Annotated in this window: 29 protein-coding genes; 3 read left to right on the top strand and 26 right to left on the bottom strand. The window is 67.8% G+C overall.

Going from position 1 to position 25,602, the window contains the following annotated elements; all coding sequences use genetic code 11:
• Positions 1 to 4: 4 nt before the first annotated feature.
• The 11 genes from rplS to ACROUL_RS04100 form a co-directional block, all read right to left on the bottom strand.
• Entirely contained in the window at positions 5 to 379 is a 375-nt protein-coding gene (rplS, locus tag ACROUL_RS04150; RefSeq protein WP_305568000.1) for a 50S ribosomal protein L19, read from the bottom strand.
• A gap of 47 nt (positions 380 to 426) precedes the next feature.
• Complete coding sequence (gene trmD, locus ACROUL_RS04145; protein WP_431298282.1) at positions 427 to 1,278, bottom strand: tRNA (guanosine(37)-N1)-methyltransferase TrmD; 852 nt, start codon at positions 1,276 to 1,278, stop codon at positions 427 to 429.
• Between the two features lie 55 nt (positions 1,279 to 1,333).
• Positions 1,334 to 2,305 carry a hypothetical protein gene (locus ACROUL_RS04140; protein ID WP_431298281.1) on the bottom strand — a complete coding sequence of 324 codons (972 nt, stop codon included), beginning with the start codon at positions 2,303 to 2,305 and terminating at the stop codon, positions 1,334 to 1,336.
• Between the two features lie 55 nt (positions 2,306 to 2,360).
• Positions 2,361 to 2,867 carry a ribosome maturation factor RimM gene (gene rimM / locus ACROUL_RS04135; RefSeq protein ID WP_431298280.1) on the bottom strand — a complete coding sequence of 169 codons (507 nt, stop codon included), beginning with the start codon at positions 2,865 to 2,867 and terminating at the stop codon, positions 2,361 to 2,363.
• Positions 2,864 to 3,028, bottom strand: coding sequence for a hypothetical protein (locus ACROUL_RS04130; protein ID WP_431298279.1), 165 nt, complete (start codon positions 3,026 to 3,028; stop codon positions 2,864 to 2,866). The genes rimM and ACROUL_RS04130 overlap by 4 nt, the downstream gene beginning before the upstream one ends.
• Before the next feature lie 68 nt (positions 3,029 to 3,096).
• Positions 3,097 to 3,450 carry a 30S ribosomal protein S16 gene (gene rpsP, locus ACROUL_RS04125; protein WP_305568005.1) on the bottom strand — a complete coding sequence of 118 codons (354 nt, stop codon included), beginning with the start codon at positions 3,448 to 3,450 and terminating at the stop codon, positions 3,097 to 3,099.
• Between the two features lie 48 nt (positions 3,451 to 3,498).
• Positions 3,499 to 3,795, bottom strand: coding sequence for a chorismate mutase (locus ACROUL_RS04120; RefSeq protein ID WP_431298278.1), 297 nt, complete (start codon positions 3,793 to 3,795; stop codon positions 3,499 to 3,501).
• Positions 3,792 to 4,337, bottom strand: coding sequence for a GNAT family N-acetyltransferase (locus ACROUL_RS04115; RefSeq protein WP_431298277.1), 546 nt, complete (start codon positions 4,335 to 4,337; stop codon positions 3,792 to 3,794). The genes ACROUL_RS04120 and ACROUL_RS04115 overlap by 4 nt, the downstream gene beginning before the upstream one ends.
• On the bottom strand, positions 4,334 to 5,830 hold the full coding sequence (gene ffh / locus ACROUL_RS04110) for a signal recognition particle protein (RefSeq protein ID WP_431298276.1): 1,497 nt from the start codon (positions 5,828 to 5,830) through the stop codon (positions 4,334 to 4,336). The genes ACROUL_RS04115 and ffh overlap by 4 nt, the downstream gene beginning before the upstream one ends.
• A 203-nt stretch (positions 5,831 to 6,033) precedes the next feature.
• The gene (locus ACROUL_RS04105; RefSeq protein WP_431298275.1) at positions 6,034 to 6,918 is read right to left on the bottom strand and encodes a glycosyltransferase; all 885 of its coding nucleotides are present in this window, start codon (positions 6,916 to 6,918) and stop codon (positions 6,034 to 6,036) included.
• Positions 6,919 to 6,997: 79 nt separating this feature from the next.
• Positions 6,998 to 8,029, bottom strand: a complete 1,032-nt coding sequence (locus ACROUL_RS04100; RefSeq protein ID WP_431298274.1) for a hypothetical protein — start codon at positions 8,027 to 8,029, stop codon at positions 6,998 to 7,000.
• A gap of 159 nt (positions 8,030 to 8,188) precedes the next feature.
• Here ACROUL_RS04100 and ACROUL_RS04095 point away from each other — a divergent pair, with 159 nt between their 5' ends.
• Positions 8,189 to 9,073, top strand: a complete 885-nt coding sequence (locus tag ACROUL_RS04095) for a LysR family transcriptional regulator (protein ID WP_431298273.1) — start codon at positions 8,189 to 8,191, stop codon at positions 9,071 to 9,073.
• A gap of 5 nt (positions 9,074 to 9,078) precedes the next feature.
• Entirely contained in the window at positions 9,079 to 9,954 is an 876-nt protein-coding gene (locus tag ACROUL_RS04090; RefSeq protein WP_431301244.1) for a DMT family transporter, read from the top strand.
• Here ACROUL_RS04090 and ACROUL_RS04085 read toward each other — a convergent pair whose 3' ends face one another.
• The 8 genes from ACROUL_RS04085 to cbiE form a co-directional block, all read right to left on the bottom strand.
• Complete coding sequence (locus ACROUL_RS04085; protein ID WP_431298272.1) at positions 9,955 to 10,599, bottom strand: NAD(P)H-dependent oxidoreductase; 645 nt, start codon at positions 10,597 to 10,599, stop codon at positions 9,955 to 9,957.
• Between the two features lie 116 nt (positions 10,600 to 10,715).
• Positions 10,716 to 11,669, bottom strand: coding sequence for a phosphotransferase enzyme family protein (locus ACROUL_RS04080; protein ID WP_431298271.1), 954 nt, complete (start codon positions 11,667 to 11,669; stop codon positions 10,716 to 10,718).
• Complete coding sequence (gene cobF / locus ACROUL_RS04075) at positions 11,659 to 12,405, bottom strand: precorrin-6A synthase (deacetylating) (protein WP_431298270.1); 747 nt, start codon at positions 12,403 to 12,405, stop codon at positions 11,659 to 11,661. The genes ACROUL_RS04080 and cobF overlap by 11 nt, the downstream gene beginning before the upstream one ends.
• Complete coding sequence (gene cobA, locus ACROUL_RS04070) at positions 12,402 to 13,133, bottom strand: uroporphyrinogen-III C-methyltransferase (protein WP_431298269.1); 732 nt, start codon at positions 13,131 to 13,133, stop codon at positions 12,402 to 12,404. The genes cobF and cobA overlap by 4 nt, the downstream gene beginning before the upstream one ends.
• Positions 13,130 to 14,449 (bottom strand): cobyrinate a,c-diamide synthase, encoded by a 1,320-nt coding sequence (locus tag ACROUL_RS04065; RefSeq protein WP_431298268.1) that lies wholly within the window; start codon positions 14,447 to 14,449, stop codon positions 13,130 to 13,132. The genes cobA and ACROUL_RS04065 overlap by 4 nt, the downstream gene beginning before the upstream one ends.
• Positions 14,446 to 15,231: a precorrin-4 C(11)-methyltransferase gene (gene cobM / locus ACROUL_RS04060; protein ID WP_431298267.1), complete on the bottom strand. Its 786-nt coding sequence runs from the start codon at positions 15,229 to 15,231 to the stop codon at positions 14,446 to 14,448. The genes ACROUL_RS04065 and cobM overlap by 4 nt, the downstream gene beginning before the upstream one ends.
• The gene (locus ACROUL_RS04055; protein WP_431298266.1) at positions 15,228 to 15,590 is read right to left on the bottom strand and encodes a cobalamin biosynthesis protein; all 363 of its coding nucleotides are present in this window, start codon (positions 15,588 to 15,590) and stop codon (positions 15,228 to 15,230) included. Before ACROUL_RS04055 ends, cobM begins: the two co-directional genes overlap by 4 nt.
• Positions 15,587 to 16,762, bottom strand: coding sequence for a precorrin-6y C5,15-methyltransferase (decarboxylating) subunit CbiE (gene cbiE, locus ACROUL_RS04050; RefSeq protein WP_431298265.1), 1,176 nt, complete (start codon positions 16,760 to 16,762; stop codon positions 15,587 to 15,589). Before cbiE ends, ACROUL_RS04055 begins: the two co-directional genes overlap by 4 nt.
• Between cbiE and ACROUL_RS04045 the strand changes: the two genes are divergently transcribed.
• A complete protein-coding gene (locus ACROUL_RS04045; RefSeq protein ID WP_431298264.1) occupies positions 16,761 to 17,510 on the top strand; it encodes a cobalt-precorrin-6A reductase in 750 nt (249 codons plus the stop codon). The two genes, cbiE and ACROUL_RS04045, sit on opposite strands and share 2 nt — an antisense overlap.
• On the opposite strand, the gene cobJ is transcribed toward ACROUL_RS04045, so the two are convergent.
• From cobJ to ACROUL_RS04010, 7 genes are all read right to left on the bottom strand, one after another.
• Entirely contained in the window at positions 17,486 to 18,220 is a 735-nt protein-coding gene (gene cobJ / locus ACROUL_RS04040; RefSeq protein ID WP_431298263.1) for a precorrin-3B C(17)-methyltransferase, read from the bottom strand. The genes ACROUL_RS04045 and cobJ overlap by 25 nt on opposite strands.
• Positions 18,221 to 18,341: 121 nt before the next feature.
• Complete coding sequence (locus ACROUL_RS04035; protein ID WP_431301243.1) at positions 18,342 to 19,073, bottom strand: precorrin-2 C(20)-methyltransferase; 732 nt, start codon at positions 19,071 to 19,073, stop codon at positions 18,342 to 18,344.
• A gap of 14 nt (positions 19,074 to 19,087) precedes the next feature.
• The gene (locus ACROUL_RS04030) at positions 19,088 to 19,717 is read right to left on the bottom strand and encodes a precorrin-8X methylmutase (protein ID WP_431298262.1); all 630 of its coding nucleotides are present in this window, start codon (positions 19,715 to 19,717) and stop codon (positions 19,088 to 19,090) included.
• Entirely contained in the window at positions 19,701 to 20,852 is a 1,152-nt protein-coding gene (cobG, locus tag ACROUL_RS04025) for a precorrin-3B synthase (RefSeq protein WP_431298261.1), read from the bottom strand. The genes ACROUL_RS04030 and cobG overlap by 17 nt, the downstream gene beginning before the upstream one ends.
• Positions 20,849 to 24,064, bottom strand: a complete 3,216-nt coding sequence (gene cobN / locus ACROUL_RS04020) for a cobaltochelatase subunit CobN (RefSeq protein ID WP_431298260.1) — start codon at positions 24,062 to 24,064, stop codon at positions 20,849 to 20,851. Before cobN ends, cobG begins: the two co-directional genes overlap by 4 nt.
• Before the next feature lie 112 nt (positions 24,065 to 24,176).
• On the bottom strand, positions 24,177 to 25,211 hold the full coding sequence (gene cobW / locus ACROUL_RS04015) for a cobalamin biosynthesis protein CobW (protein WP_431298259.1): 1,035 nt from the start codon (positions 25,209 to 25,211) through the stop codon (positions 24,177 to 24,179).
• Positions 25,208 to 25,582, bottom strand: a complete 375-nt coding sequence (locus ACROUL_RS04010; RefSeq protein ID WP_431298258.1) for a DUF1636 family protein — start codon at positions 25,580 to 25,582, stop codon at positions 25,208 to 25,210. The genes cobW and ACROUL_RS04010 overlap by 4 nt, the downstream gene beginning before the upstream one ends.
• Positions 25,583 to 25,602 lie beyond the last annotated feature (20 nt).

The raw sequence follows: 25,602 nt of genomic DNA, 5'->3' as shown, positions 1-25,602 counted from the left end.
ATCCTTATTCGGCTTTGGCTTTGTAAGCGGAATCTTCGGCGATACGGGCCGATTTGCCGCGGCGGGCGCGCAGGTAGTACAGTTTCGCGCGACGGACCTTGCCGCGACGCACAACCTCGATCGAGTCGATGTTGGTCGAATAGAGCGGGAACACACGCTCCACGCCTTCGCCGAACGAGATCTTGCGCACGGTGAAGCTGGCAGAGATGGTCGCGCCGCCCTTGCGGCCGATGCAGACGCCTTCATAGGCCTGCACGCGCGAACGGGTGCCTTCGGTCACTTTGTAGCCGACTTTAAGGGTATCGCCGGCCTTGAAATCCGGGATGGTCTTGCCGAGGGCAGCAATCTGCTCCGCCTCGATTTGGGCGATCAGGTTCATCGCATATAACTCCGTTACGCGGTTTTTTCCGCTGGTATGATGCCGCCTCAGAGCTCTCGGTCTTCATTCGGGTCCCTACCGTGTCTTGCACAGTAAGCCCGCCAGAGATCAGGCCTGCGTTCTTTCGTCAGCCTTTCGGCCATTGCCTTGCGCCAGGAGGCGATGTTCGCGTGATGGCCGGATTGAAGCACTTCCGGTATCTCGCGGCCTTGCCAGACGGTTGGCCTAGTGTAGTGCGGAAATTCCAAAAGCCCCTCCGAGAAGGATTCCTCCTCGGTGGATTGGTGATTCCCAAGCACGCGGGGTATAAGGCGGACCGTTGCATCAATCAAGGCGGTTGCAGCGATCTCTCCGCCGGTCAGGACGAAATCGCCAAGACTGATCTCTTCAATCTGGTGATGGTCCAGCACGCGCTGGTCGACGCCTTCGAAACGGCCGCAAAGGAGCGTGATGCCGTCGGCGGCGGCAAGGCGCCGGGCGGTAGCCTGATCGAAGGGTTTTCCGCGCGGCGAGAGGTAGATGACCGGCCAGCGGGCGCGGTCCGGCGGGGTGCCGTCGGTGGCTTTGTCTAGCGCTTCGTCAACCACATCGGCGCGCAGCACCATGCCCGCGCCGCCGCCTGCGGGCGTGTCATCGACGTTGAGGTGCTTGCCCTTGCCAAGCGGGCGCAGGTCGATGGTTTCCAGCCGCCAGAGCCCGTAGTCCAGTGCCTTGCCGGTGAGAGAAAGGCCAAGGATGCCGGGGAAAGCGTCGGGAAAAAGCGTGATGATCTTGGCAGTCCACGCGCCTTTGACCACGCGGTCTTCTTCCATCAGGTCACGCGGCTTCAGGCTGGGTCGCAGCGAAATGCGACCGTGGCTTTTGGAAGGGCTATCAGGTGGGGAGGACGGGTCTGACATGGGCCGCAGCCTTAACCGCAAAGACCCCGATTGAGAAGGGCCAGTCCCGCCGCCCTCAAACCGGACTGGGCGCGCCCCGCCGCGTATCGGGCCGCTGGTCGGCGGCGGCGCCGGCCTTTGCCGTCGCGGTTTCCACCGACCGGGCCAGTGCCATCAGCCCGTCGCTGAGATCAACCCACATGTAGCGCGGCACGTCGCTGTCCGGCCCCGCTTCAAGCACGGTCTCGGCCGCCTGCCGCAGGGTCACTGGCGACGGAAGCCCCGAGGCCCGGTCGGGGAACGCCGCCACCAGCGCAAGCGCGCGTGGCAGGAACAGGCGCAGCAGATCGGCGTTGCCGTCCGACAGCTGGAACGCGACCGACAGGGCGTTGGGCACCCGGCCCGGTGCGACAATCTCGGGTTCGGTGGCCCAGGTCAGCGTGGCACGGCGCAGGGCGGCATGGCCACGTTCGCTGTTGGACAGGGCCGAGGCGAGGGCTGCGAGGCGATGCGAGGCGCCGGGGCCGGAGAGCACGACTTCCAGCCGCTCGCGCAGTTTCGCCTCGTCGACATCTTCGGCCAGCGTCAGAAGCGGGACGATCGCGGCAAGCGCCTTCGCCTCGGCATAGGAACCGCCCGCAGCTTCGGCGTCTTCGTCAAGAAACACGCCTGCGGCCGCCGCATCGCGCGCATCCCAGACGATGCGCGACAGGAAGATCGCGGCGATCGAGACGCAGAGCGGCAGCAGGGGGTTGAGCGAAAGCTCCAGCCCGGCAAGACCGACAAAGCCGCGGCCAAGCCCCAAAAGGACGGTGACCAGCAGCACCTGCGACAGAACCTGCGTGAGCGCGGCGCCAAGGGCACGTCCGGTCCGCCATTCGGCGGCGCTGGTCGGCCACTGTTCGGGCCGCACCGTCATCAGCCACAGCACGAAGACCGAAACGAAGGGTGCCACCATGCCCCAGCCAAGTCCCGCCATACCGGCAGACAAGGGGCCGAGATACAGGACGACATTCGCCACTTTCAAAAAGCGCAGCCGGGCATACATGGCAGTCTCCTCACTGGTACCAGCGGGCAGCGCAGGCCACCAACCGCCGCGAAGGCTATTCCAGCCCTTCCGGCAGATCGGCAATCAAACGTCCAGCCGCAAGATCGACAGTCGGGACAATCGCCATGGTAAACGGCAAAAGCAGGGCGGATTTGTGCCCCTCGGCGGCGATTTCAAGGATATCTCCGGCGCCGTGGTTGTGAACGGCCGTGACCTTGCCGATCAGCGCGCCACCGGGATCGCGCACTTCAAGGCCGATCAGGTCGGCGTGGTAATATTCGTCATCCGGCAGCGAAGGCAGCTTTTCGCGGGCGACGTAAAGGCTGGTACCTCGTAGCGCGTCGGCCTGTTCCTTGGTCGTGACGCCCGCGATGCGCGCGCCGAGACCGCCGGCAACCGGACGGGTCAGGGTCACGCGGAACTGCCGCGAACCGTCTTCGGTGCTGAGCGGGCCATAGCTGGCGATATCTTCGGGCTGCGTGCAAAAGGATTTCAGCCGCACCTCGCCCGCCACCCCGAACGCGCCGGCAATGGCACCCACGCAGATTAGCTCGGTCGTCATTCTCGGCCTCCAATGCAGACGCCACGGGCGTTGATCGTGCCGCCGGCCTCGGTGCAGGCGGACACATCGCCAAGCCGGGCGAACTGGACACCGGCCCAGAACGAACCGGCGCAAAGCGCCAGCGTGATAGTGCGCCGCACGAGGCCCAGACCGGGGATCATGCGGCGCATCCGGCATGGTGCGCCGCGTCCCGATCACGGGACGCAGCGTGCCACGGGCGCAGCAGAGGTTACTCCGCCGCCGGCTCGGCTGCGCGGGCGGCCTTCTTGGCGGCACGCTCGGCCATCGCCTTGCCCGGCTTGGCCGAGTTCGGGTTGCTGCGGGCAGCTTTCGGGCGGGCGCCGGCAGCCTCCAGCATCCGCGCGATACGGTCGGTGGGCTGGGCACCCTGGCTCAGCCAGTGCTGCACACGCTCGAGGTTCATCACGACGCGCTTTTCATCGTCCTTGGCCAGAAGCGGGTTGTAGGTACCCAGCTTTTCCAGAAAGCGGCCATCGCGCGGCATACGGCTGTCGGTCGCGACGATGGAATAGAACGGGCGCTTCTTCGAGCCGCCACGGGCCAGACGGATTTTCATCGACATGGGGTAGTCTCCTTTGGTTTTCGTTGGGCGCTTCGGCGCCCGGGTTGGTTATTTCTGTAGTTTCTCGTGATGCCTGATGACTTCGGAGATGATGAAGGTCAGGAATTTCTTGGCGAGGTCGGGGTCGAGATCGGCCTCTTGCGACAGCTGTTCAAGCCGCCGCATCTGCCGCGCCTCGCGGTCGGGGTCGGAGGGCGGCAGATCGTGTTCCGCCTTGAGCCGGCCCACTGCTTGCGTGCGCTTGAACCGTTCGGCCAGCGTGTAGACGAGGATCGCGTCCAGCCGGTCGATCGACTCGCGGTGGGTGCGCAACAGGTCGGCGGCGCGGGTGGTGGCGTCGGTCATGCGGACACTCCGGTTCCGATGTGGCGGTAGACGAGATCGGTGGGGTCAAGGCGGGCGGCGGTGGCATCGCGTACAGCGCCCAGACGTTCGGCCAGCGCGATGGAGCGGGCGTTCGCCGGGTCGATGTAGCTGACCGCCGTGGTCCAGCCGAGGGGGCCGAAGGCATGGGCGCGCGCGGCAGCGGCGGCCTCGAACATGATCCCCTTACCTTCGGCGGCGGGGGACCACAGGCTCCACGCCAGTTCAGGTTCGGGCCAGTCGATCGGGTGCCAGGGGCCGCACATGCCGAGGGGGGTGGGGTCGCCCTTGGCCTCGATGATGAAGAGGCCGTAGCCGCGCAGCACCCACATGCCGACCATGTGGCCCATCGCGCGCCATGCCTTCGCCTCGTCCAGATCATCGGGCCGGATGAAGGACGATCGGTCCGAAGCCATGAAGGCGCGCCAATGCGGCCAGTCCGTCGCCACCGGGGCGCGCAACCGCAACCGTTCCGTTTCCAGAACGGGCGTGTTGGCCAGCGTGGGGGTGGCGGGACGGATCATCTTTTCTTCATCAGTCCCGACAGGCCCGAAGGCAGCGACATGCCGCGCGGCAGGCCCATGCCGCCGCCCATGCCGGACATGCCCTGCTTCATGCCCTTGGCGGCTTCTTCCAGCTGCTCGGGCGTCATCTTCGAGGGATCGGGCATACCGCCCTTGCCCATGAAGGACTTCAGCGCCTGTTTCATCATGCCGCCCTTGCCCATCTTCTTCATCATCTCGGCCATCTGCTTGTGCTGTTTCAGCAGGCGGTTGAGATCCGAGACGTCAAGGCCCGCACCCGCGGCGATGCGCTTCTTGCGGCTGGCGGCCAGAAGGTCGGGGTTGGCGCGTTCCTTCTTTGTCATCGACTGGATCAGCGCGATCTGGCGTTTCAGCATCTTGTCGTCGATGCCTGCCGCTTCGGCCTGCGCCTGCATCTTGCCCATGCCGGGCATCATGCCCATCAGGCCCTGCATGCCGCCCATCTTGACCATCTGTTCAAGCTGCATCTTCAGGTCGTTCATGTTGAACAGACCCTTGGCAAAGCGTTTGGCCATGCGTTCGGCCTGTTCGGCCTCGAACGTCTCTTGCGCCTTTTCGACGAGGGCGACGATGTCACCCATGCCAAGGATGCGGCCGGCGACGCGGTCGGGATCGAAGGTTTCGATCGCGTCCATCTTTTCGCCAAGGCCGACGAAGCGGATCGGCTTGCCGGTGACCGCGCGCATCGACAGGGCCGCACCGCCACGACCGTCGCCGTCCATCCGGGTGAGAACGACGCCGGTGATGCCGACCTTGCCGTCGAACTCGGTCGCGACGTTGACGGCATCCTGTCCGGTCAGGCCGTCGACGACCAGCAGGGTTTCGCGCGGCTGGGCAATGTCGCGGACGGATTGCACCTCGTCCATCAGGACTTCGTCGATGTGCAGACGCCCTGCGGTATCGAGGAAGAGGACGTCATAGCCGCCGAAGTTGGCTTGCGTCTTGGCGCGCTTGGCGATCTGGACGGCAGTTTCACCCTTGACGATGGGCAGGCTGTCGACGCCGATCTGGCCGGCGAGGATGGCAAGCTGCTCCATCGCGGCGGGGCGGTTGGTATCGAGCGAGGCAAGAAGCACCTTCTTGCCGTTCTTTTCCTTCAGCCGTTTGGCAAGCTTCGCCGTGGTCGTGGTCTTGCCCGAGCCTTGCAGGCCGACCATCAGGATCGTCGCGGGCGGGTTGTCGATCTTCAGCGCATCGGCGGGGCCGTCGCCTGCAAGGACGTGGATCAGCTCGTCATGGACGATCTTGACGACCATCTGGCCGGGGGTGATCGACTTCGTGACCGCCGAGCCGGTGGCCTTGTCCTGCACCCGCTTGATGAAATCGCGCGCGACGGGAAGGGAAACGTCGGCTTCCAGAAGCGCGACCCGCACCTCGCGCAGCGCGGTCATCACGTCGGCTTCGGACAGCGCGCCCTGTTTCGTCAGGCGGTCGAATACGCCACCAAGGCGTTCTGACAGGCTTTCGAACATCGCTCTCTCCTACGGTTGCGTGACCCCGATATGGGAGCCTCGGGCGAAAAACCAAAGGACCAATGCAGGACTGCACCCGTGGGCGCAACGCGCTGACGGATGGCGATCCCGGGCATTGCCCTTGGGACCGGAAGCACGAGCCTCCGGGGAATTGCGGTGGCGGATACGCCTGATGCCGGGACGAGTCAAGCCGGGGGCAGCGCTCAGGCCACGGACGGCAGGTCTGCCAGCCCCTTGATCTGCGCCAGGTCAGCGATCAACCCGTCGAGCCAAGGCCGGGTGATCGAAGGAAATTCGGCGGCGAGGGCCGCGTCCACCTCGGCGGCGCGCTTTGTCGCTGAGGGGCCGAACCGCTCGGCCCGGTACGATCTGAGAAAGCGGTTCTGGCGGAAACGGGTGTCGTTGTCGAAATGCATGGCGCGGATGTAGGCGGGAAAGCCGGGGTCCGAAACCACGGGAAAATCCATCCAGAGCTTCTGATGCATCATGGCGAACGGCGGGCGCAGGAAGTCAGCGTCGGAAATCCACGCAAGGCCGAGCGCGGTCAGATACTGGTTGATCATGATCGACGCACCTTCGTTGCCATCGAAGGCTGTCGGAAACAGCAGGATGCCCTTGGGAAAGCTGAAGTGCGTACGCGGCGGCATGTCGCGCGCAGCCTGACGCAAGCGCGCGATGAAGCTGTGAGCCAACGCATCATCGTCATCCAGCCGGAAGTGCAGCGGCTGGGCAGAGCGGTCGGGGCCAAGCGCGTCTTCCATGTGGCGCTGGTAGGCATAGATGCTGCGCCGGGTGCGGGAAAACACCACCGTCGCCTGTGGCAGCCGCGAGGCCACCAGCCAGAGCCGTTCCTTGAAGGCATCCGGCATCACGTCGGAGGACATCACGAGGATGCGGAAATCCTGATCGGTCTGGGCCTGCAGGCTGGGCACGGTCAGCTGTTCAAAAAGGTGGAACCGACGGGCGATGCGGGTTTCGTCGTAAAGGGCGGCGAGGGCCTTGTCCTCGGCATCGGGTTGCAGGCGCGTGTCGGTGAGGCCGTAGTAGGAAAACCGGATGTGGCCGATGATCGGACGCTGATCTGACACGAGCCACCTTTCACCGAGAACCCCTTGATGGTCTTAAAGCGGGTGCGGCCCGGTTGCGTCAACTGCCCGGTTCGGAAATTCAGGACGGTGCCGCTCGATCGGTCAGGCAGGCCAGCATGTCGATTGCCAGCGTGGCCGCTGAAAGGCCCGCCACGGGCACCCCCGTCGAGGCCGGACCGGGGCGCGGAAACCGGGCGTGGCGGACGGCGAGGTTGCCGTGCAGATCGTCGGGGCCGGGGCCGCCCGCGTAATGCGTGGTGGCCTTGAGCATCGTCAGCGCGGGCAGCGACGACAGCGCCAGCGCGTCCATCGCCACTTCGGCAGCATTGGCGAGGTCGGCAAGGGCGGCGGTGGCCGACAGCCACGCGAACCGACCAGCGCTGCGCAGGATCGCACCGCCCTCGGTTCGGTGGGCGCTTACCGGGCCGGGCGCGAAGGTCAGCACAGCCGACAGGCCGGAGCCTTGTGGCAGCAGGACGCGGGCGGCGGGATCGGGTGTCCAGAGATCGGGTGGTGCCGTGTTGCCGAACCATTGCGCGGAAAGAAGGTGCCGGGCATCAAGGCCCGCGGCAGAAAGCACCGTTTGGGCCAATGCCGCATCCGGCGCAGCCAGATGCACCAAGCGCAATGCCCCACCGTCGATCACCGACACCTCGGCATCGACGCGGCGAAGCACGGTCACCCTTGGCGTGCCGGCGATGGCGTAGAGGTCTACCTCGATCCTCATGCCGGGGTAGTAGAAATGCGGCAAGCGAACCGGGGCGAGCACGGCAGACGGAAAGGCATCACCTAGAACCGCCAGCATCGCCGCCGTCTGCGCGCCGGCATCGGCGGAATGATAGACGACCAGAAGTGCCGCCTGATGCCCCGGCGGCAGATGCGCCAGCACGCCTGCAGTCGAGACCGCGACCCGCCGCGCCTGCGCCACCGGATCGTCAGGGTCCAGCACCCGGCCTTCGGTATCAAGCGGGCATTGTCCGCAGCTTGCAGCAAGCCCTCCGCCCTGCCCCAACGCCGCCACGGCAAGCGAGCAGGCAACCGGCACCGGCATCGACCACATCAGGCCCATTGGCAGATGCAGTACGCCGGATGTCTGGTCTGTTAGGGGCATCGAGGTGCGTTTCCCAAAGTCAGGATGCAGGCAGTCTGGGTTGCCGCGCAGGCGGACGTCAAGGGGGCCACCAGGCCACTTAGCCCTTGCAAAGCCGCACATAACTTTTGTTCATGTGCGCAAGCGCACAGCGTCGCGTAATGGTTTGGAGAGACGGGCATGGACAACTGGGACGAGATCAGAACCGCCTTCCAGGTGGCGCGGCTGGGCACGGTTTCGGGCGCTGCCGACGTGCTGGGCGTGCATCACGCCACGGTCATCCGGCATATCGATTCGCTGGAAAAGCGGCTTTCGGCCAAGCTGTTCCAACGCCATGCGCGCGGTTATACCCCGACCGAGGCCGGGCGTGACCTTCTGGCCGTGGCGCAGACCACCGAAGAGCAGTTCGCGCACCTTTCGTCGCGCATCAAGGGTCAGGGCGAGACGGTCGCTGGGGAACTTGTCGTCACCTCGATCTCGGGCGTTTCGGACCTGCTGACCCCGGTGATGGTGTCGTTCCAGAAGAAATTTCCCGGCGTGATGGTGCGGTTCCTGACCGACATGCGGGTGTTCCGGCTGGATTATGGCGAGGCGCATGTCGCGATCAGGGCCGGTGCGGGGCCGGAAGAGCCCGACAACGTGGTGCAACCGCTGGTGCGGGTGCGCACGGCGCTTTACGCGGCGAAATCCTATGTCGACGAACATGGCCTGCCGACCAGCGATGCCGAATTTGCCGGGCACCGCTTTGTCTGCACCGATGCCGAGGCGACGCGGGCGCCGTTCCACCGCTGGCTGCGCGCGTCGGTGCAGCCAGAGCAGATCACCTATGCCGCGTCCGAACCTGCGGCGCTGGAGGCCGCGGTTCGGATGGGCGCGGGTATCGGGTTCGTGATGGCGTTCCGGGCCGCCGAAGACCCTGATCTGATCGAGGTGCTGCCCGCCCGCCCGGAATGGGAATCGCCGTTGCGCATTGTCACACATGTCGATCTGCACCGCACCCGCAAGGTGCAGGCCTTTCTTGCGCATCTGAAAGACGCGGCCAAAGACTGGAAACTGTGCAGTTGACCGGAGTGAGCGAGGCGCAGCGTGGCCATCTGGCGATGCTGGCGTTTTCGGCGCTGGTGGCGGGGTCGTTCTCGCTTGGCGCGCTGGCGGCACCGTTTGTCGACCCGGCGGCACTGTCGGCGCTGCGGTTTTTTATCGCGGCAGTTCTGGTGGGGGTAGCTTCGGCGGCCACCACCGGGCTGCCGCGCCGGGCCTTAGCGGCACCGTGGCGGTATCTGCTGCTGGGCGCGCTGCTGGCCATCTATTTCGTGCTGATGTTCGAGGGGTTGCGAACGGCGGCACCGGTATCGGCGGCGGCCGTATTTACCCTGACGCCGGTGATGGCGGCGGGGTTCGGCTGGCTGTTCCTGCGGCAACGGATGACCGGACGTATGGCGCTGGCGCTGGCAATCGGGGCAGCGGGCGCGCTGGTGGTGATTTTTCGCGGCAGGCTGGCCGCGGTGCTGGGAATGCACGTGGGCGCTGGCGAGATCACCTATTTCTGGGGCTGCGTCGCCCATGCCGCCTATGCGCCTTTGGTGCGCAAGCTGAACCGGGGCGAACCGGCGATCGTGTTCACCTTCGGGATGATGGTGGCGGGCACCGGGCTGCTGGCGATCTGGGCCTGGCCCGCGATCAGGGCGACGGACTGGACCGCGTTGCCCGGGATCGTGTGGATCACGCTGGCCTATGTGGCCGTCGCGGCCTCGGCGGTGACGTTCGTCTTGTTGCAATACGCCACGCTGCGGCTGCCGGCGGCCAAGGTGATGGCCTATACCTATCTGGTGCCGGCCTGGGTGATCCTGTGGGAAATATCGCTGCACGGCGACTGGCCGCCAGGCATCGTGCTGGCCGGGGTTGCGATGACCGGGCTGGGGCTGTGGCTTTTGCTTAAGGAGTGATCATTCAGCCGCGACGGACTGCGCCGCCGTGGCGCGCCGTGCCGCTGCCGGGCCGATCAGATGGTTCATCCGCTGTGCCACGCGGGCCAGATGGCGGGCGCGGCTTTCAGGGGTGGAACTGTCCATAAGGTAATGCGCGGCAAAGGCCACCCGCTTGCCGGGTTTGCAAAGATACCCCACCCCGCGCATCAGGGTGCGCTTGCCCGGTGCGCCGATCAGCGCGGTCAGCCAGCGGCTGGCCCCGCAGGTGGTAAAGATGCCAAGCCGGGTGATGTGGCGCAGACCGGGGCGGATCGTGCGGTTCTGGGCGTCGGGCATGTGGAAGGCGACATCGGGCAGCATCACCCGGTCAAGCCAGCCCTTCAGCATGGCAGGCAGGCCATACCACCACGTCGGGTAGACGAAGATCAGCGTGTCGCACCAGCGCAGGTCGGCCACCTCGGGCGCGACGCAGGCGATGTTGTTCGGGCAATCGAGGTAGCCGTGCCATTCCGGCCCCGTCAGCACCGGCTGGAAGCCCTTGGCGTAAAGGTCGCTGACCCTGACTTCGGCACCCGCCGCTTCGAGTTTGGAGACAACGACATCCCGCACCGCCGCGTTGAAGCTGTCGGGGCGAGGGTGGCAATACACGACGAGTGCGCGCATGAAGGATGACCGGGTTCGACCGCCATGCCGCAGGATAGCGGCATGAAAGCGCAGCGAAGCTGCCCTGCCGCGAATCGTAGCATGGCGCGGCGCGGGCGCTCAACAGTTTTGCTGGGTCAGACGCGGAACCGGATCAGACCGTCGGTCAAGTAAGCGTCGGCCAGATCAAGACTGCCTGCGGTGTAGGCAGGGCCGCCCAATGCTGCGGCGGTGTCGCTGTCGGCGCGGGTGGCAAGCCATGCGCCAAGAAGAAGGCGGCGCAAGAGGATCATCGCGGGGATCATCGCACGGTCGGCAGCGCCAAGGCTGCCCGCGCGCGCATACCCCTCGCACCACGCGGCGACGAGGCCGGGGATGCGGTGGTCGGTTTCATAGAACGAAACGGCGGCGGCCAGGTCATAGACCCGCCAGCCAAAGCCGCAATCGTCGAAGTCGATGGCCCAGAGGCCGTGGTCGTCACGCATCAGGTTGGCAAGGCGGAGGTCGGCATGGATCAGGCCGAACACGTCAGACCCCGTGCCATAGGCGGCAAGATCGGCGGCAAGCCGATCGACCGCGCGCGACAGAAGCGCCCTACCGTCCGGCGTCAGACCTTCGGCCTGCCACCAATGGCCCCAATGCGGGGTGGGGCCGAGGATCGTCTCGCTGTCCCACCGCTTGCGGGTGAAACCGGGGGGCGGCGTCCAGTGGCGGGCTTGGCCGTGCAGGCGGGCGGTGATCTCGCCCAAGGGTGCGAACCAGTGGGAGAGGTCATCGCCGGGGTTCAGTTCGGTGCCTTGGATCGGGGCAAAGCCGACAAGGTGCCGGTCGCCGGCCTGGCCGACGAATGCGCCGTCACGGTCGGCAACGGGACGCACCACGCGCAGGCCGGCTTCGCCTTGCAGCGCCGTCAGCCACGCCAGTTCCGAGGCGATCTCGGCCTTGGTGTGGTAGCCCTTGCGGTGCAGGCGGAAAATCAGCGCATCGCCCGCGCGCCAGGTCTCGTTTTCGGACCGGTTCAGCAGGGTGAGCGGCGTGTCGGGCGGCAGGCCATAGCGGGCAAGCGCGGGGCGCAGATCGTCAACGCTCATCGCCGCGCCGCATGAGGTAAATGTCCATGATCCAACCGTGTTCGGCGCGCAGGCGCGCCCGGGTTTCGACGATCTGGGCCGCGACCTCTGCCAAGGGGCCGTGGATCAGCGCCTGCTGCGGCATGCCGACATAGGCGCCCCACCAGATGGTCACGCCTTGGGGATCAATGGCCTGAAACGCGCCGCCACTGTCGAGCATCACGGCGACGCTGTTTGCGGCAGGGGGCCAGCCTTCGTCGCGCAGGCGGCGGCCTGTGGTGATGACGACCGGCGCGGCCAGCGCGTTGAGTGGGATGGCGTGCGCTGCCGTCAGCACCTGCAGGCTGGTGATGCCGGGGATGACTTCGGTTGTCAGGCCGGGCAGCCGCGCGGCGATGCGCAGCGTGCTGTCATAAAGCGACGGGTCGCCCCAGACCATCAGCGCCACCCGCCCGCCTTTGGGCAGATGCGCGTCGATGGTGGCCTGCCAGACGGCGGCGATGGCGTCGTGCCAATCGTTCACCGCGCTCAGATAGTCGGTCTGGTCGGCGCGTTTCGGCACGTCATATTCCGCGACTGTCACCGGAGCGGTGACGACGGCTGCGACGATCTGGCGGCGGAGGTCAGCAAGATCGGACTTGTCGTCGCCCTTGCGCGGCAGAAGGATCAGATCGGCGCGGTTCAAGGCCTTGACCGCCTGAGCGGTCAGGTGGTCGGGGTTGCCGGTGCCGATGCCGATCAGCGACAGCGTGGTCATGGCAGGCCGTCCGGGTCGGCCAGCGGGCCAAAGAGGATCAGGCCGGGCAGCGCGCCCGGTTCGCCCGAAAGCCGTTCGGCAAGGCTGGCGATGGTGCCGCGCGTCAGGGTCTGCTCTGGCTGGCTGACCGCCTCGGCCAGCAGCGCCGGGGTGTCAGGCGACAGGCCGTGGGCGACCAGCGCCTTGGCCAGTGCGGGGAAGGTGCGCTTGCCCATGAACACCACGGTTGTGGCCATCGGATCGGCCAGTGCCGCGATGTTCAGCCCCGGCGGCAACTGGCCGGAAGTATCTGCGGCGGTGATGTATTGCACGCGCTGCGACACCAGACGGCGGGTGAGCGGAATGCCCGCCGCCGCCGCAGCAGCCGAGGCGGAGGTGACGCCGGGAATGATCTCGCAGCCGATGCCGGCGGCGTGGACGGCGGTCAGCTCCTCCTCCAGCCGGCCGAAGATGCCGCTGTCGCCGGATTTCAGCCGCACCACTTGCGCGCCGGTCAGCGCGTATTCGACCAGCAGGCGACTGACGTGATCCTGCTTTGGCGAGGCGCGGCCCGCGCGTTTGCCGACACCGATGAGGTCTGCTCCAGGTCGCGCGAGCGCTAGGATCAGGCCGGAGGAAAGGTCATCATACAGGATCGCGTCCGCCGCGCCGATGCGCTGCACGGCGCGGACGGTCAGAAGGTCGGGGTCGCCCGGACCTGCGGAAACGAAGGAGACAAAGCCGGTCATGACGCCTCGGCGATCAGGTGGAAGTAGGTGCCGGTCGACCGCCCGCCACCTGGTTGAAAGCGGTATGAGCCGGTTTCGGGGACGCTGGCCCCGGTGGCGTCTGTGACGGTGGCCAGCGCGGGGTCGGGTTGGTCGACGATGGTGGAGTAATGGAACTCGTGCCCGCGCAGGCGGCTTGCCGACGCATGGCCGGGGGTCGGGGTGAGAAGCGTGGCCTGCCGGTAGCCAAGGTGCATCTTGCGGCTGGCGTAGGAGGTGACGAGGCCCAGCAGCCCTGCCATCCGGTGCCGGGTGCCATCCTTGTCGATCAGCGCAGCACCCATGGCCATGTAGCCGCCGCACTCGCCGTGGACGGGGCGGGTGTCGGCAAAGGCGCTTAGTCCGGTGCGGAAGCTATCGGCCGCGGCCAGCGCCCCGGCGTGAAGTTCGGGGTAGCCGCCCGGAAGCCAGCAGGTATCGGCTGCGGGGTCGGGCGGCTGATCCGCAAGGGGCGAGAACGGCAGGATTTCGGCCCCGGCCTTGCGCCAGCCGTCGATGAGATGCGGGTAGACGAAGGAAAACGCGGCGTCGCGGGCAAGCGCGATGCGCTGGCCGGGTGGGCGGATACGCGCGGTGCCAGCGGTCTGCGCGGGGTGGGCGGCGGCTGCGGCCAGAAGCGCGTCCAGATCCAGCCGCTCGCGCACCAAGGCGGCGGCTTGGGTGATCAGCGCCTCAAGGGCCGGGTGTTCTTCGGCCTGTACCAGCCCGAGGTGACGTTCCGGCACCGCGATGCTGGCCTGTTTCGGCAGCGCGCCGAACACGGTCACGCCCGCCTCGGCCATGCCGACACGCACCAGCGCCTCGTGCCGTGGGCTGGCGACGCGGTTCAGGACGACCCCGGCGATTGTAACCCCGGCGCGGAACCCCGCCAGCCCGCGCGCGATGGCGCCCGCCGTCTGCGCCTGCCCCGACACGTCGATCACCAGAACCACTGGCCAGCCCATGAGTGCCGCCACATCGGCGCTGGCACCGGTGCCCGCCTCGCCCGGTTTGGCCACGCCGTCGAAAAGGCCCATCGAGCCTTCGGCCAGCACCAGGTCGGCCCCCGGTGCGTCAGCCAGCCCGGCGATCATCGCCGGCGACATGGCCCAACTGTCGAGATTGCGCGAGGGCTGGCCGGAGGCCGCCGTGTGGAACGCGGGGTCGATGTAATCCGGCCCGCTTTTCAGCGGCTGCACCATGAGGCCCCGGTCGCGCAGGGCGCGCAACAGGCCCAGCATCAGCGTGGTCTTGCCGCTGCCCGAGGACGGGGCGGAGATGAGCAGGCCGGGTGTCATGATCCGGTGCCGGGAAAGCGCGGGTCGGTGCCAACGGGGCGGTAGCGGCGGTCGTAATCGCCCGCGTAAAGACGGCTTTCCTCGAACCCTTCGGCGGCCAGCGCGGGGCCGATCAGGATCAGCGCGGTCCGCTCCACCTCGGCGGGGACCGCGGCAACCAATGTGCCAAGCGTGGCGCGGATGATGCACTCGTCGGGCCAACTGGCGCGCCAGACCACGGCGACCGGGCAATCGAGGCCGTAATGCGGGGCAAGGTCGGCCACCACCTTGTCCAGAAGGTGGATCGACAGGTGCAGCGCCAGCGTCGCCCCGGTGGCGCCGAAGGCGGCCAGCGTTTCGCGCGGGGGCATCTTGGTTGCGCGGCCTTCGGTGCGGGTCAGTACCACCGATTGCGCCAGCCCCGGCAAGGTAAGTTCGGCCCCGAGCGTGGCCGCCGCTGCCGCGAACGAAGGCACGCCCGGCGTCACGTCGTAGGGGATGCGCAGTTCACGCAAGCGTCGCAATTGTTCGCCCATCGCCGACCAGACCGACAGATCGCCGGAATGAAGCCGCGCGATGTCGTGCCCTTGCGCATGGGCGCTGGCGATTTCCGCGATGATCTCGTCAAGGCTCATCGGCGCGGTGTTGACGATGCGGCAACCGGGCGGGCAATGGCCGAGGATCGCCTGCGGGATCAGCGAACCCGCGTAAAGGCAGACCGGCGAGGCGGCGATCAGGTCGCGGCCGCGCAGGGTCAGAAGGTCGGGCGCTCCCGGGCCTGCGCCGATGAAATGAACGGTCATGGCTTGGCCCCTTCGGCAATGGCGGCAGTGGCGGTTCCGTCTGCCGATTGCGCGCGGGGCGCGATCAGCCGCGCGCCCGGCCCCGCTGCGGCCAATGCCGCCGCCTCGGCCAGAGATCCGGTGCCGTAAAGCGCCGTCACGCGAGCCGATCGCGTGGCGACCGCCTGCCCCGGCAGATCACCGGGCGGCACGGCGACCAACGGCAGCCCGAGGCTGCGGGCAAAATTGCGCAACCCTCCGGCCTTGTCAGCAACGGTGGCAACCATCGTCACGCCATCCGGCCCACCAACCCGCATCAGCGCATCGCGCAACGCCGCCTCGGTCGCGCCCTTGCGAAAACCAAACCCTGCCACCCTCATCGCACCACGCTCCACTGCATGATGGGCATCGCCGCCCGCCAGCCACGCTTGGTGCCCAAGGGCGCGGCCTCGGCCAGTTCGATGCGCAACAACTCGCCACCGTGGCGGGCCGACCAGCCAAGCAGCAAGGCCTCGGTTTCCAGCGTCACGGCATTGATGACAAGCCGCGTGCCGCCGGGCAGCAGCGCCCAAAGCCGCGCCAGAAGCGCCTCGGTAGCGCCGCCACCGACGAACACCGCATCCGGGCGCGGCAAGCTATCGAGGCCTTCGGGCGCGGCATGACAGGTCAGGCTGTAGCGATGACCGAGACCAAAGCGGTCGGCATTGACGACGGCACGGGCGGCGCGGGTGGCATCGGCCTCGACGGCATGGCACTGCGCGGCCCCTGCCAACAGCCATTCGATCCCGATCGAACCCGAGCCCGCGCCGATATCCCACAACACCTCGCCCGCCCGCGGCGCCAGCGCCGAAAGCGTCAACGCGCGCACCGGTCGCTTGGTGATCTGGCCGTCATGCTGGAAAAACGCGTCCGGCAGGCCCGAGGCGCGTGGCAGACCGGCCCCGACCGCCTCGATCGCCACGGCCACGGGGGCGGCGATATCGGCGAGGTCCATCGCTTGCGCGGTCGTCCGGCGCACCCGTTCGCGCGGGCCGCCAAGCGCCTCAAGCACCACCAGTGCTGAGGCGCCGAAGCCGGTTTCGGTAAGATAGGCTGCCAACTCGCCCACCGCAGCACCGTCACGCAGCAGGCAGATCGCGCGCACCCCACGGCCCAGAACGGGGGCCAATCGGGCTAGGGGGGCGGCATGCAGGCCAAGGCACAGCACCTCTTCCAGCCGCCAGCCAAGCCGGTTTGCCGCCAGCGAAAAGGTCGACGGCTGCGGATGCGACACCCATTCACCCGGCGCCAGATGCGGCATCAGCGACCCGCCCGCGCCGAACCAGAACGGATCGCCCGATACCAGAACCGCCACCCGCCGCCCACGTTCGGCCAGAACCGGGGTCACGTCGAATGGCACCGTCCAAGGCCGGCCCTGAACCCCCGCTAGCGCCAAGTGCCGCGGCCCGCCGAACACCACCTCGGCCGCCAACAGCGCTTCACGGCTTGCGGCGGACAGGCCCGCCGGTCCATCTTCGCCCAGACCGATGATGGTCAGCCAGGGGTCAGACATGACACGCATCCTTCTGCTCGGCGGCACCACCGAGGCGGGCCTTCTGGCGCGCGCCATCGCCGAGGCGGGCCTGCCGGGCATCTATTCCTACGCAGGCAGGACGGAGGCGCCGCTGGACCAGCCGATCCACATGCGGGTGGGTGGCTTTGGCGGCGTCGAAGGGCTTTGCGCCTATCTCAAGGCCGAAGCGATCAGCCACGTGATCGACGCCACCCATCCCTTCGCCGCGCAGATGAGCGGCAATGCCGTTGCCGCCTGCACCGCGACCGGAACGCCGCTCCTCGCCCTCGAACGCGCCCCTTGGGTGGCGGGCGAAGGCGACCGCTGGAGCCATGTCGCGGACATACCAGCCGCCGTCGCCGCGCTGTCCGGCCCGCCGCGCCGCGTGTTCCTTGCCATCGGGCGGCAGCATCTGGACCCCTTTGCCTCCCAGCCGCAGCACCGCTACCTTCTGCGCCTTGTCGATGCGCCGACCGGCCCGCTTACCCTGCCCGACGCCGAAGTGATCGTGGCGCGTGGGCCGTTCGACGTGGCCGGCGATACCGCGCTTCTGCGCCAGCACCAGACCGAGGTGATTGTTGCCAAGAACGCCGGTGGCAAGGGCGCGGTAGCCAAGATCGCCGCCGCCCGCGCCTTGGGCTTGCCGGTCCTGATGATCGACCGGCCACGGCTGCCGAAGCGGCAGGTGGTCACGTCGGTCAAGGCGGCGATGGACTGGCTGCATCACACCGCCCGCCTTGGTGTATAGACCCAGCGCCCGACCCGCCGGGTGGCCGAGTTTCCCACGATCACGACGGTGCGCATGTCGGCCATCTCGGGCGTGGCATCCCCCAGCGTGACGCTGGATATCGCCTCATCCGAGGTGGAAACTGCGCGGGCAAACAGGATCAGACGGTCCGGCCCGCACTCCTCCCGAAGCACGTCCAGCGTCCTTGCAAAAGTGTCGGGCCGGCTTGCCGAACGCGGGTTATAGAAGGCCATGGCGAAATCGGCTTGCGCCGCATGGCGCAGACGGGCCTCGATCACCTCCCACGGTTTCAGGTTGTCCGACAGGTTGATGCAGCAGAAATCATGGCCCAGAGGCGCGCCCGCCGCCGCCGCCGCCGCCAGCATCGCGGTGATCCCCGGCAGCACCCGCACATCAAGGCCCTGCCAATCCGGCATGCCCTCCATCGCCTCGAACACCGCCGAGGCCATCGCGAACACACCCGGATCACCGGACGACACGATCACTACACGCCGCCCCGCCGCCGCCATCGCAAGGGCGGCGCGTGCGCGGTCCATCTCCACCCGATTGTCCGATGGATGCAGCGTCAAACCCTCCCGCGCTGCGACGCGCGCAACGTAGGGAATGTAGCCCACCACGTCGGTTGCCTCAGCCAGCGCGGCCGTGACCTCCGGCGTAATCATCGCCTCATCGCCCGGCCCAAGCCCGGCTATGAAAAGGCTGCCGTTCATCCGGCTTTCCGTTTCGAGAAAAATCCGACCGGGTAGTCCGTTGGTTTCGCGATTGGTTCAAGAAACCAATGGACTGGGGGGTGTGAAACCCCCGGTGTCGGCAAAAGGCGCTCCGCTTCTCTCATTCCGGGATCTCCGGCCGCCGACCGTGGCCATGCACCAGCACGATCGCGAAATAGGGGCAATCGGCCGCATCCACATCGACAAGCCGTGCGATGCGCTGGTTGGGCATCGTGCCGCGTTCCACCAGCCATGCCGCATCCAGCCGCCCGGCGCGTTCCAGCGCGCGGCGCACGCGCGGCAGGTTGCGCCCGGTCTTCATCACCACCAGCGCATCCGCCGTGGTCATGTGCTGCACCAGATCATCTTCCGGCAATGTGCCCATCAGCACCGTCAGCACATCGTCGCCCCAGGTGATCGGGGTGTCGGTCGCGGTCCAGCAGCCGGTCATGCCGGTAATGCCCGGGATCACCTCTACCGGCACCCGGCCCTGCAACCGGCTGTGGAGATGCATGAACGAGCCGTAGAAGAACGGGTCGCCCTCGCACAGCACAAGCACGTCATCGCTTTGGCACAGGGTTTCCAACCGGTCGGCCCAGTTGTCGTAAAACTCCGCCAGGGCCAGCCGGTAGTCCTCGCCGTCGAACGGCAGTTCGGTCGTGACCGGGTATTCCATCGGGTATTCCGTGACACCCGCCGCCAGCATCCCCTCGACAATGCGCCGCGCCTGTCCCGGCCTGCCGGCCTTGCGGAAATAGGCCACATGCCGCGCGGCACCGATCGCGCGGGCGGCTCGCAGGCTCATCAGGTCGGGGTCGCCGGGGCCGAGGCCCGCACATATCACTTTCCCGATCACGGGGCCCATGCTCATTCCTTCCGGCTTGCCAGCGCGTTGATGGCGGCGACGGTGATCGCGCTGCCACCAAGCCGCCCGGCGACGATCAGGCTTGGCACCGGGGGTGACGCGATCAGCTCCTCTTTCGATTCCGCCGCGCCCACGAACCCGACCGGGCAGCCGATGATCGCGGCGGGGCGCGGGCAGGCCGGGTCTTCCAGCATGTTCAACAGGTGAAAGAGCGCGGTCGGCGCGTTGCCGATTGCCACCACGGCGCCTGCCAGATGTGGCCGCCATAGTTCCACCGCCGCCGCCGACCGGGTGTTGCCGATCTTCGCCGCCAGCGCCGGGACGGACGGGTCTTGCAGGGTGCAGATGATCTCGTTGTTGGCCGGCAGTCGCTTGCGGGTGATGCCTTCGCTGACCATGCGCACATCGCACAGGATCGGCGCGCCAGCCTCCAAAGCCGCGCGCGCGGCAATCGCCATGCCGGGGCTGAAGCGGATATGCGGCGCCAGATCGACCATTCCGGCAGCGTGGATCATTCGGACGGCGACGACCTCTTCTTCGGGCGTGAAGCGCGCCAGATCGGCCTCGGCGCGGATCATCGCGAAGGACTGCACGTAGATCGCAGCGCCATTGGTTTCATAAAGGTGGGGCATGGGGGGCCTTCAGAAGGTCGGGAAGGTCGACGGGCATCAACCCTGTCAGAACCGGGGTATCGGATGCGGTTCCGCCGCGCACAAGGCCGAAACCCCCTGGCGAAGCGATCAGCGTCAGGTCGGCGGGCGCCGGATGGGCGCAGCCCTTGGCGCAACCAGAGACATGCAGCACGCTGCCCGCAGGCACCAGCTCGGCAAGGCTGCGCGCAAGGGTTCGCGTCTCGCCCAACGCCTGCGGGCAGCCCGGCGCTCCGGTGCAGGCGGTCACGCGAAGCATGGGGTCTGCCGGATCGGTGACAAGACCCGCTATCGCCGGGATCTGCGTGGCCCCCGCAAGGAACAGCATCCGCCACGGCGTCGGGCGGATCTCATGGCCAAGGGCGGCCAGCGCGATCAGCGTTTCGGCGCGCATCTGGCCGAAGGCCAGCGCGACCAGAACCCCCTCGGGGTGAAGGCCGGGGGTTGGCTGCGGCAGGGGTGCGGCGGGGGCCGTATCACAGCCGGGTGGCACCGCGCCCCGACCGATCAGCGCAGCCATCCGACCCCGGCCACCGACAACTCCGCCCGACGCGACGAACCATTGCGCAAGGCTGACTGCGTCCTGCGCCAGATCGGCGACGACGCGACCAAGCCCGTAACCGTCAGGCCGCAGGATCAGCCGCCCGTCCGCCGCCCGCTCCACCCGGATGTCCGCCGACGCGCCCGACAGCACCGGGCTCGGCCCGGCATCCAGCGCAAAGCCGAACTTTCCGGGCAAGCCGGGCATCCGGGCCAGCGCCTCGGTCAGCGTGGCGGCAAGGGCATCCACGCCTGGTGATGGCGTCGCGCGGAACGGCGTCACGATCAGGTTGCGCAACTGTTCCGTCTCGACATCGCGGTCAATCAACCCATGCGCCCGGAGATCTGCGATCAGCGGCCCATGCAAGGCTTCGGTTACGCCGCGCAGTTGCAGGTTCGCCCGGGCGGAAAGGTCGATGACCCCGTTGCCATGCGCCAGCGCCGCACGCGCGATGGCATCGGCTTGCGTTGGCGACAGCCGCCCGCCGGGGGGCCTGACGCGCACGATCAACCCGTCGCCCGAGGCCATCGGGCGCAAGGCACCGGGGCACCAACCCTTGACCTGCCACGCTGTCATGCCAGCACCGCCGCGATGGAATTGCGCCGGGTCAGCCACAGCCCGGCATCGCGCAGGCGGCGGAACAGGTCTTCCATTGCCGCAAGTGCCGCCGGATTTTCGCGGGCGAGGAAGTCGCGCACTTCCTCGCGGCCCAGCGTGGCCTCGTGGTAAAGGTCGAAAAGATGCGGCGGCACCACTTGGGCCAGATGCGCGAAGGCGGCCATGTGGTCGAGCGTGGCGGCGATTTCCGCGGCCCCCCGGTAGCCGTGGTTCATCATGCCCGAAGCCCACTCAGGGTTGGCCGCGCGGGCGCGCACCACGCGGGCGATTTCCTCGGTCAGGGTGCGGGCGCGGGGGGTGTCCGGGCGCGTGGCGTCGAGGTGATAAAGCGTCGGCGCCTGCCCGCCAAGCCGCGCCACGGCAGCGGCAAAGCCCGCCTCGTGCGCTGCGTAATCGGCGGCCATCAGCACGTCGGTTTCCGGCAGGTCTTGCGGGTGGACGAAGGCATCCGCCGCCTTGACCCGCGCCTCGATCCCTTCGCGGTTCAGGGTGGATTGGCCGTCCGTCCCGATCGACCAGGCCGACGCGCGCAGCCATGCCTCGCCCGCCTCGGCCCGCGCGGCATCGGTGAAGGTGTCGGCGGCGGTGCCCATGCCAAGCCCGTATTGCCCCGGCTGCGGGCCAAACACCCGCGCGGCGCGGGCGGCGTAGGGATTATCCTCAGCCGCCTCGTCGCGCAGGGACAGCGCCTCGGCCCCCGCCTCGAACAGTTGTGCCAGACCGGGGAAGACGTCGCGGAAAAGGCCCGACACCCGGAGCGTGACGTCGATGCGGGGCCGCCCGAGCAGCGCCAGCGGGACGATCTCGAACCCCGATACGCGGGCGGAACCTTCATCCCAGCGGGGGCTGAGGCCCGCAAGATGCAGCGCCATTGCGAACTCTTCACCCGCCGTGCGCATGGTGGCCGAGCCCCAGAGATCGACCACCAGCCCGCGCGGATAGTCGCCGTGGTCCTGCAGGTGGCGGCGGACCAGCTCCTCGGCCAGCTTGACGCCCTGCGCATGGGCATTGCGCGACGGCACCGCGCGGGGATCGACGCTGTAAAGGTTGCGCCCGGTCGGCAGCACGTCAGACCGTCCGCGATAGGGCGAGCCTGCCGGACCGGGTGCCACGCGGCGGCCTGCAAGGGCGGCCAGCATCCCGTCGCGTTCGCCCGCGCCACTGCCCAGCACATGCAGCCCGTGGCCGAACTGGCTTTCCTTGATGTCGCAGACAAAGCGGTCGATCCGGGTGATCGCCTCGGCAGGTGTGGCATCCGGCGGAAGGCCCAGATCTTCGGCCACGCCCGAGGCCTGCGCCTCGTCGCGGATCGCGGCGACAAGCCGATTACGGCGGGCGGGATCGAGGCCGTCAGCGGTGGAGTATTCATCAAGCAGCCGTTCCAGCCGACCCATCCCTTCGGGCAGCGAGGAGGCGACCATCGGTGGCGGCAGGTGGCCCAGCGTCAGCGCGCCGATACGCCGCTTGGCCTGTGCCGCCTCGCCGGGGTCGTTGACGATGAAGGGGTAGATCACCGGCAAGGGGCCGATCAGCGCCTCGGGCCAGCAGGCGTCAGACAGCGCCACTGATTTCCCAGGCAGCCATTCCAGCGTGCCATGCGCGCCCATGTGGACGAGCGCGTGGAGACCCTGCGAGCGCAGCCAGAGGTAGAAGGCGACGTAGCCGTGGCGAGGCGTGCGCGAGAGGTCGTGGTAGTCTTCGTCGCGCCGGGGAAGATCGCCGCGTTCGGGTTGCAGGGCGATGAGCATGTGGCCACGGCGGGTGGCGGCGAAGTGGAAGGCACCGTCGCGGCAGGCGGGGTCGGCCTCCGGCTCGCCCCAGGCTGCCAGCGTGGTGCGAAGGGGCTCAGGCAGGGTTGCAAGGGCGGCGCGATACTCGGCTAGCGGCCAGTGGATCGTTTCACACAAGGCCTCCGGCAGAGATGCACCAGCCGGCGCGTCATAGCCATCCGCCGCAAGGGTGGACAAAAGCGCCTCGGTCGAGGCCAGCGCATCAAGGCCGACGGCATGGGCCATCTGGTGCGCGCGGCCGGGATAGGTAGACAGGACAACAGCAAGCCTGCGGTCGGCGGCAGGGGTGGAGGCAAGGCTGTGCCATGCCCGGACGCGTTCTACCACCGCCGCGATCCGCCCCGCCTCGGCCCGGTGGCCAAAGCGCGAGAACTGCAGGTCGGGGTCGCGCTTGCCGGGGCTCTTGAAGCTGACGATGCCAGCGAAAAGCCGTCCGTCCACCTCGGGCAGAACAACATGCATCGCAAGGTCGGCGGGCGAAAGGCCACGGTCCGAAGCAGCCCAGTCGCGCCGCCGCGCAGTCGACAGCGCCACCTGAAACGCCGGGCAGTCCGCGCCATCGAAGGGCGTGCGGCCATCCTCGCCCTGCGCTGAAAACGCTGTTGCGTTGACGACGGCCACGGGCGGATGCGTGGCAACGTGGGCGCGCAGCCAATCGCCTACGCCCGGTGCCTTCAGGCTGGGGGCAAAGGCGCCATAGGCGGCAAACCCGGCCTCGCGCAGGGCGGTGATAAGCGCATCGACCGGCGCGGTATCGCCAGCGGTAAGGTAGGACCGGTAGAACGCCACCAGCACCGGGCGGTCCCCGGCCGGCGCTGCGACCACACCGCGAGCGGGGTCGTAAAAGCCCATGTCGGGCACCGATTTGTCGCCAACGACCGGCCCGGCATAAAGCCCCGCCGCCAGCGCCAGTTGCGCCAGCGCCGCCTGTGCCGCCACCGCACCACCGGCATCGCACAGGTCTTGCAGCCGACGCAGCGTCGACACCGGCAGGGTCGACAGGGCATCCAGCCGCGCATCCGGCCTGCCATCGGCGGGCAGCACCGCCAGCGCGATCGACCTGCGCCGCGCCAGATCCTGCAAGGCGGCCAGACCGTAAGGCCAATACGCCTCGCCGCCGATCAGGCGCACAAGAATGGCCTTGGCGCCATGCAGCGTCTTTTCGACATAGGTGTCGACCGACAGGGGATGCTTCAGCGCGATGATGTTGCCCAGCCGCAGCGACGGCAGGCTGGCCCGTCCGCGCTGCCACCCCGCCGCGAAAGCGCCCAAGTCACTGTCAGAAAACGACAGCACCACCAGATCGGCCGGGTCCTGACCTAGATCGAACGGGGTTTCCGTTTCCTCCAGCCCGTGGCTTTCGCGGAAGACGACGTGCATCGTTCAGCGCCCCCTTGGGCCTGTGCAGCGCAGGCCCCCCCACCCCAGCCCTCGCCCGCAATGGGGGGAGGGAGGCGCCACACGGCGAAACAGGGTGGAAAGCTCGTTCATCTCAGGCACCAAGGACCTTGCGGATCGCCGCTTCGTCGATGTCGTCATGCTCGGCGATCACCACCAGCTGCGACCGACGCGGCGCGGTGCCCCACGGACGGTCATACTGCATCCGCACCCGGCCACCGACGGCTTGCACCAGCATCCGCATCGGCTTGCCCGTGACCGCGACATGACCCTTCACCCGCAGGATCTTCTGCTCCTCGGCCAGCCGCACGATAGCGGCGGCCAGCGCCTCGGGGTCGGCCACCTCGGGCAGATCGACGACGATGGTGTCAAAGTCGTCATGTTCATGGCCATCCTCGCCATCATGGTGCGAAGGTCGCGCGGCAAGATCATCCTCGGCTGCGGCATTGAGGCCAAGGATCAGCCGCGGGTCGATGACGCCTTCGGTCATCGAAAGCATCGGCACCGTGCGGGTCATCTCGGCCGTGATCACGGCGCGCGCGGCGGCAAGCCCCGCCTCGCCCGCCAGATCGGCCTTCGACAAGAGGATCAGGTCGGCGCAGAGGATCTGGTCTTCGAACACCTCCGACAGCGGCGTTTCGTGATCCAGCGAGGGGTCCGCCGCACGCTGCGCGTCGACGGCAGCAACGTCAGGCGCGAACCGGCCCGCCGCCACTGCCTCGGCATCGGCCAGCGCGATGACGCCGTCAACCGTGATGCGGCTGCGGATCGCAGGCCAGTCGAAGGCCTTGAGGAGCGGCTTCGGCAGGGCCAGACCAGAGGTTTCGATCAGGATGTGATCAGGGCGGACAGGCATCGCCATCAAGGCTTCGATGGTGGGGATGAAGTCGTCGGCCACGGTGCAGCAGATGCAGCCGTTGGCAAGCTCGACGATGTTTTCCACTGGGCAGTTGTCATCGGCGCAGGATTTCAGGATGTCGCCATCGACGCCAACTGTGCCGAACTCGTTGACGAGGATTGCGAGCCGCTTGCCCTGCGGGTTCTGCATCAGGTGGCGGATCAGTGTGGTCTTCCCCGCACCCAGAAAGCCGGTGATCACGGTGACGGGGATTTTGGTCAGGTCGGTCATTCGGCGGCCTCTTGCGGGGGAAATTGTGGCGGTACGCGGGCGATGCTTTGCTTGCGGAAGATGACGGGACGCTCGCGCCACGGGACTATGCCGTCGGCGGTGGCCGCATATTTCGCGGCCCCGTCCAGAATGTCGGCGGCGTTCTCGGCCCCGAGGCGACCATAGACGTAGGACCACGCGCCGGGCATCGAAAGCGACACCGCGCAGCCGGTGTTGCAGGCCGAAAGACACTCGACCCCGACGATGCGGACACCTGCGGGGGCGCCGGCGGCCAGCAAGGCCGCATGCAAGTCAGCACCGGGTTTCGGTGTGCCGTCGGGCACGGGCTCGCCCCGCTTGCAGGTGGTGCAGACATAAAGCGTGGCCGTCATGCCCAATCCTCAATGACATC

This window comes from Tabrizicola sp. BL-A-41-H6, from assembly GCF_050632395.1.
Classification (GTDB): Bacteria; Pseudomonadota; Alphaproteobacteria; order Rhodobacterales; family Rhodobacteraceae; genus JAUYQR01.
The sequence above is the reverse complement of the archived record's forward strand: the minus strand, read 5'-3'. Positions and strand labels throughout refer to the sequence as shown.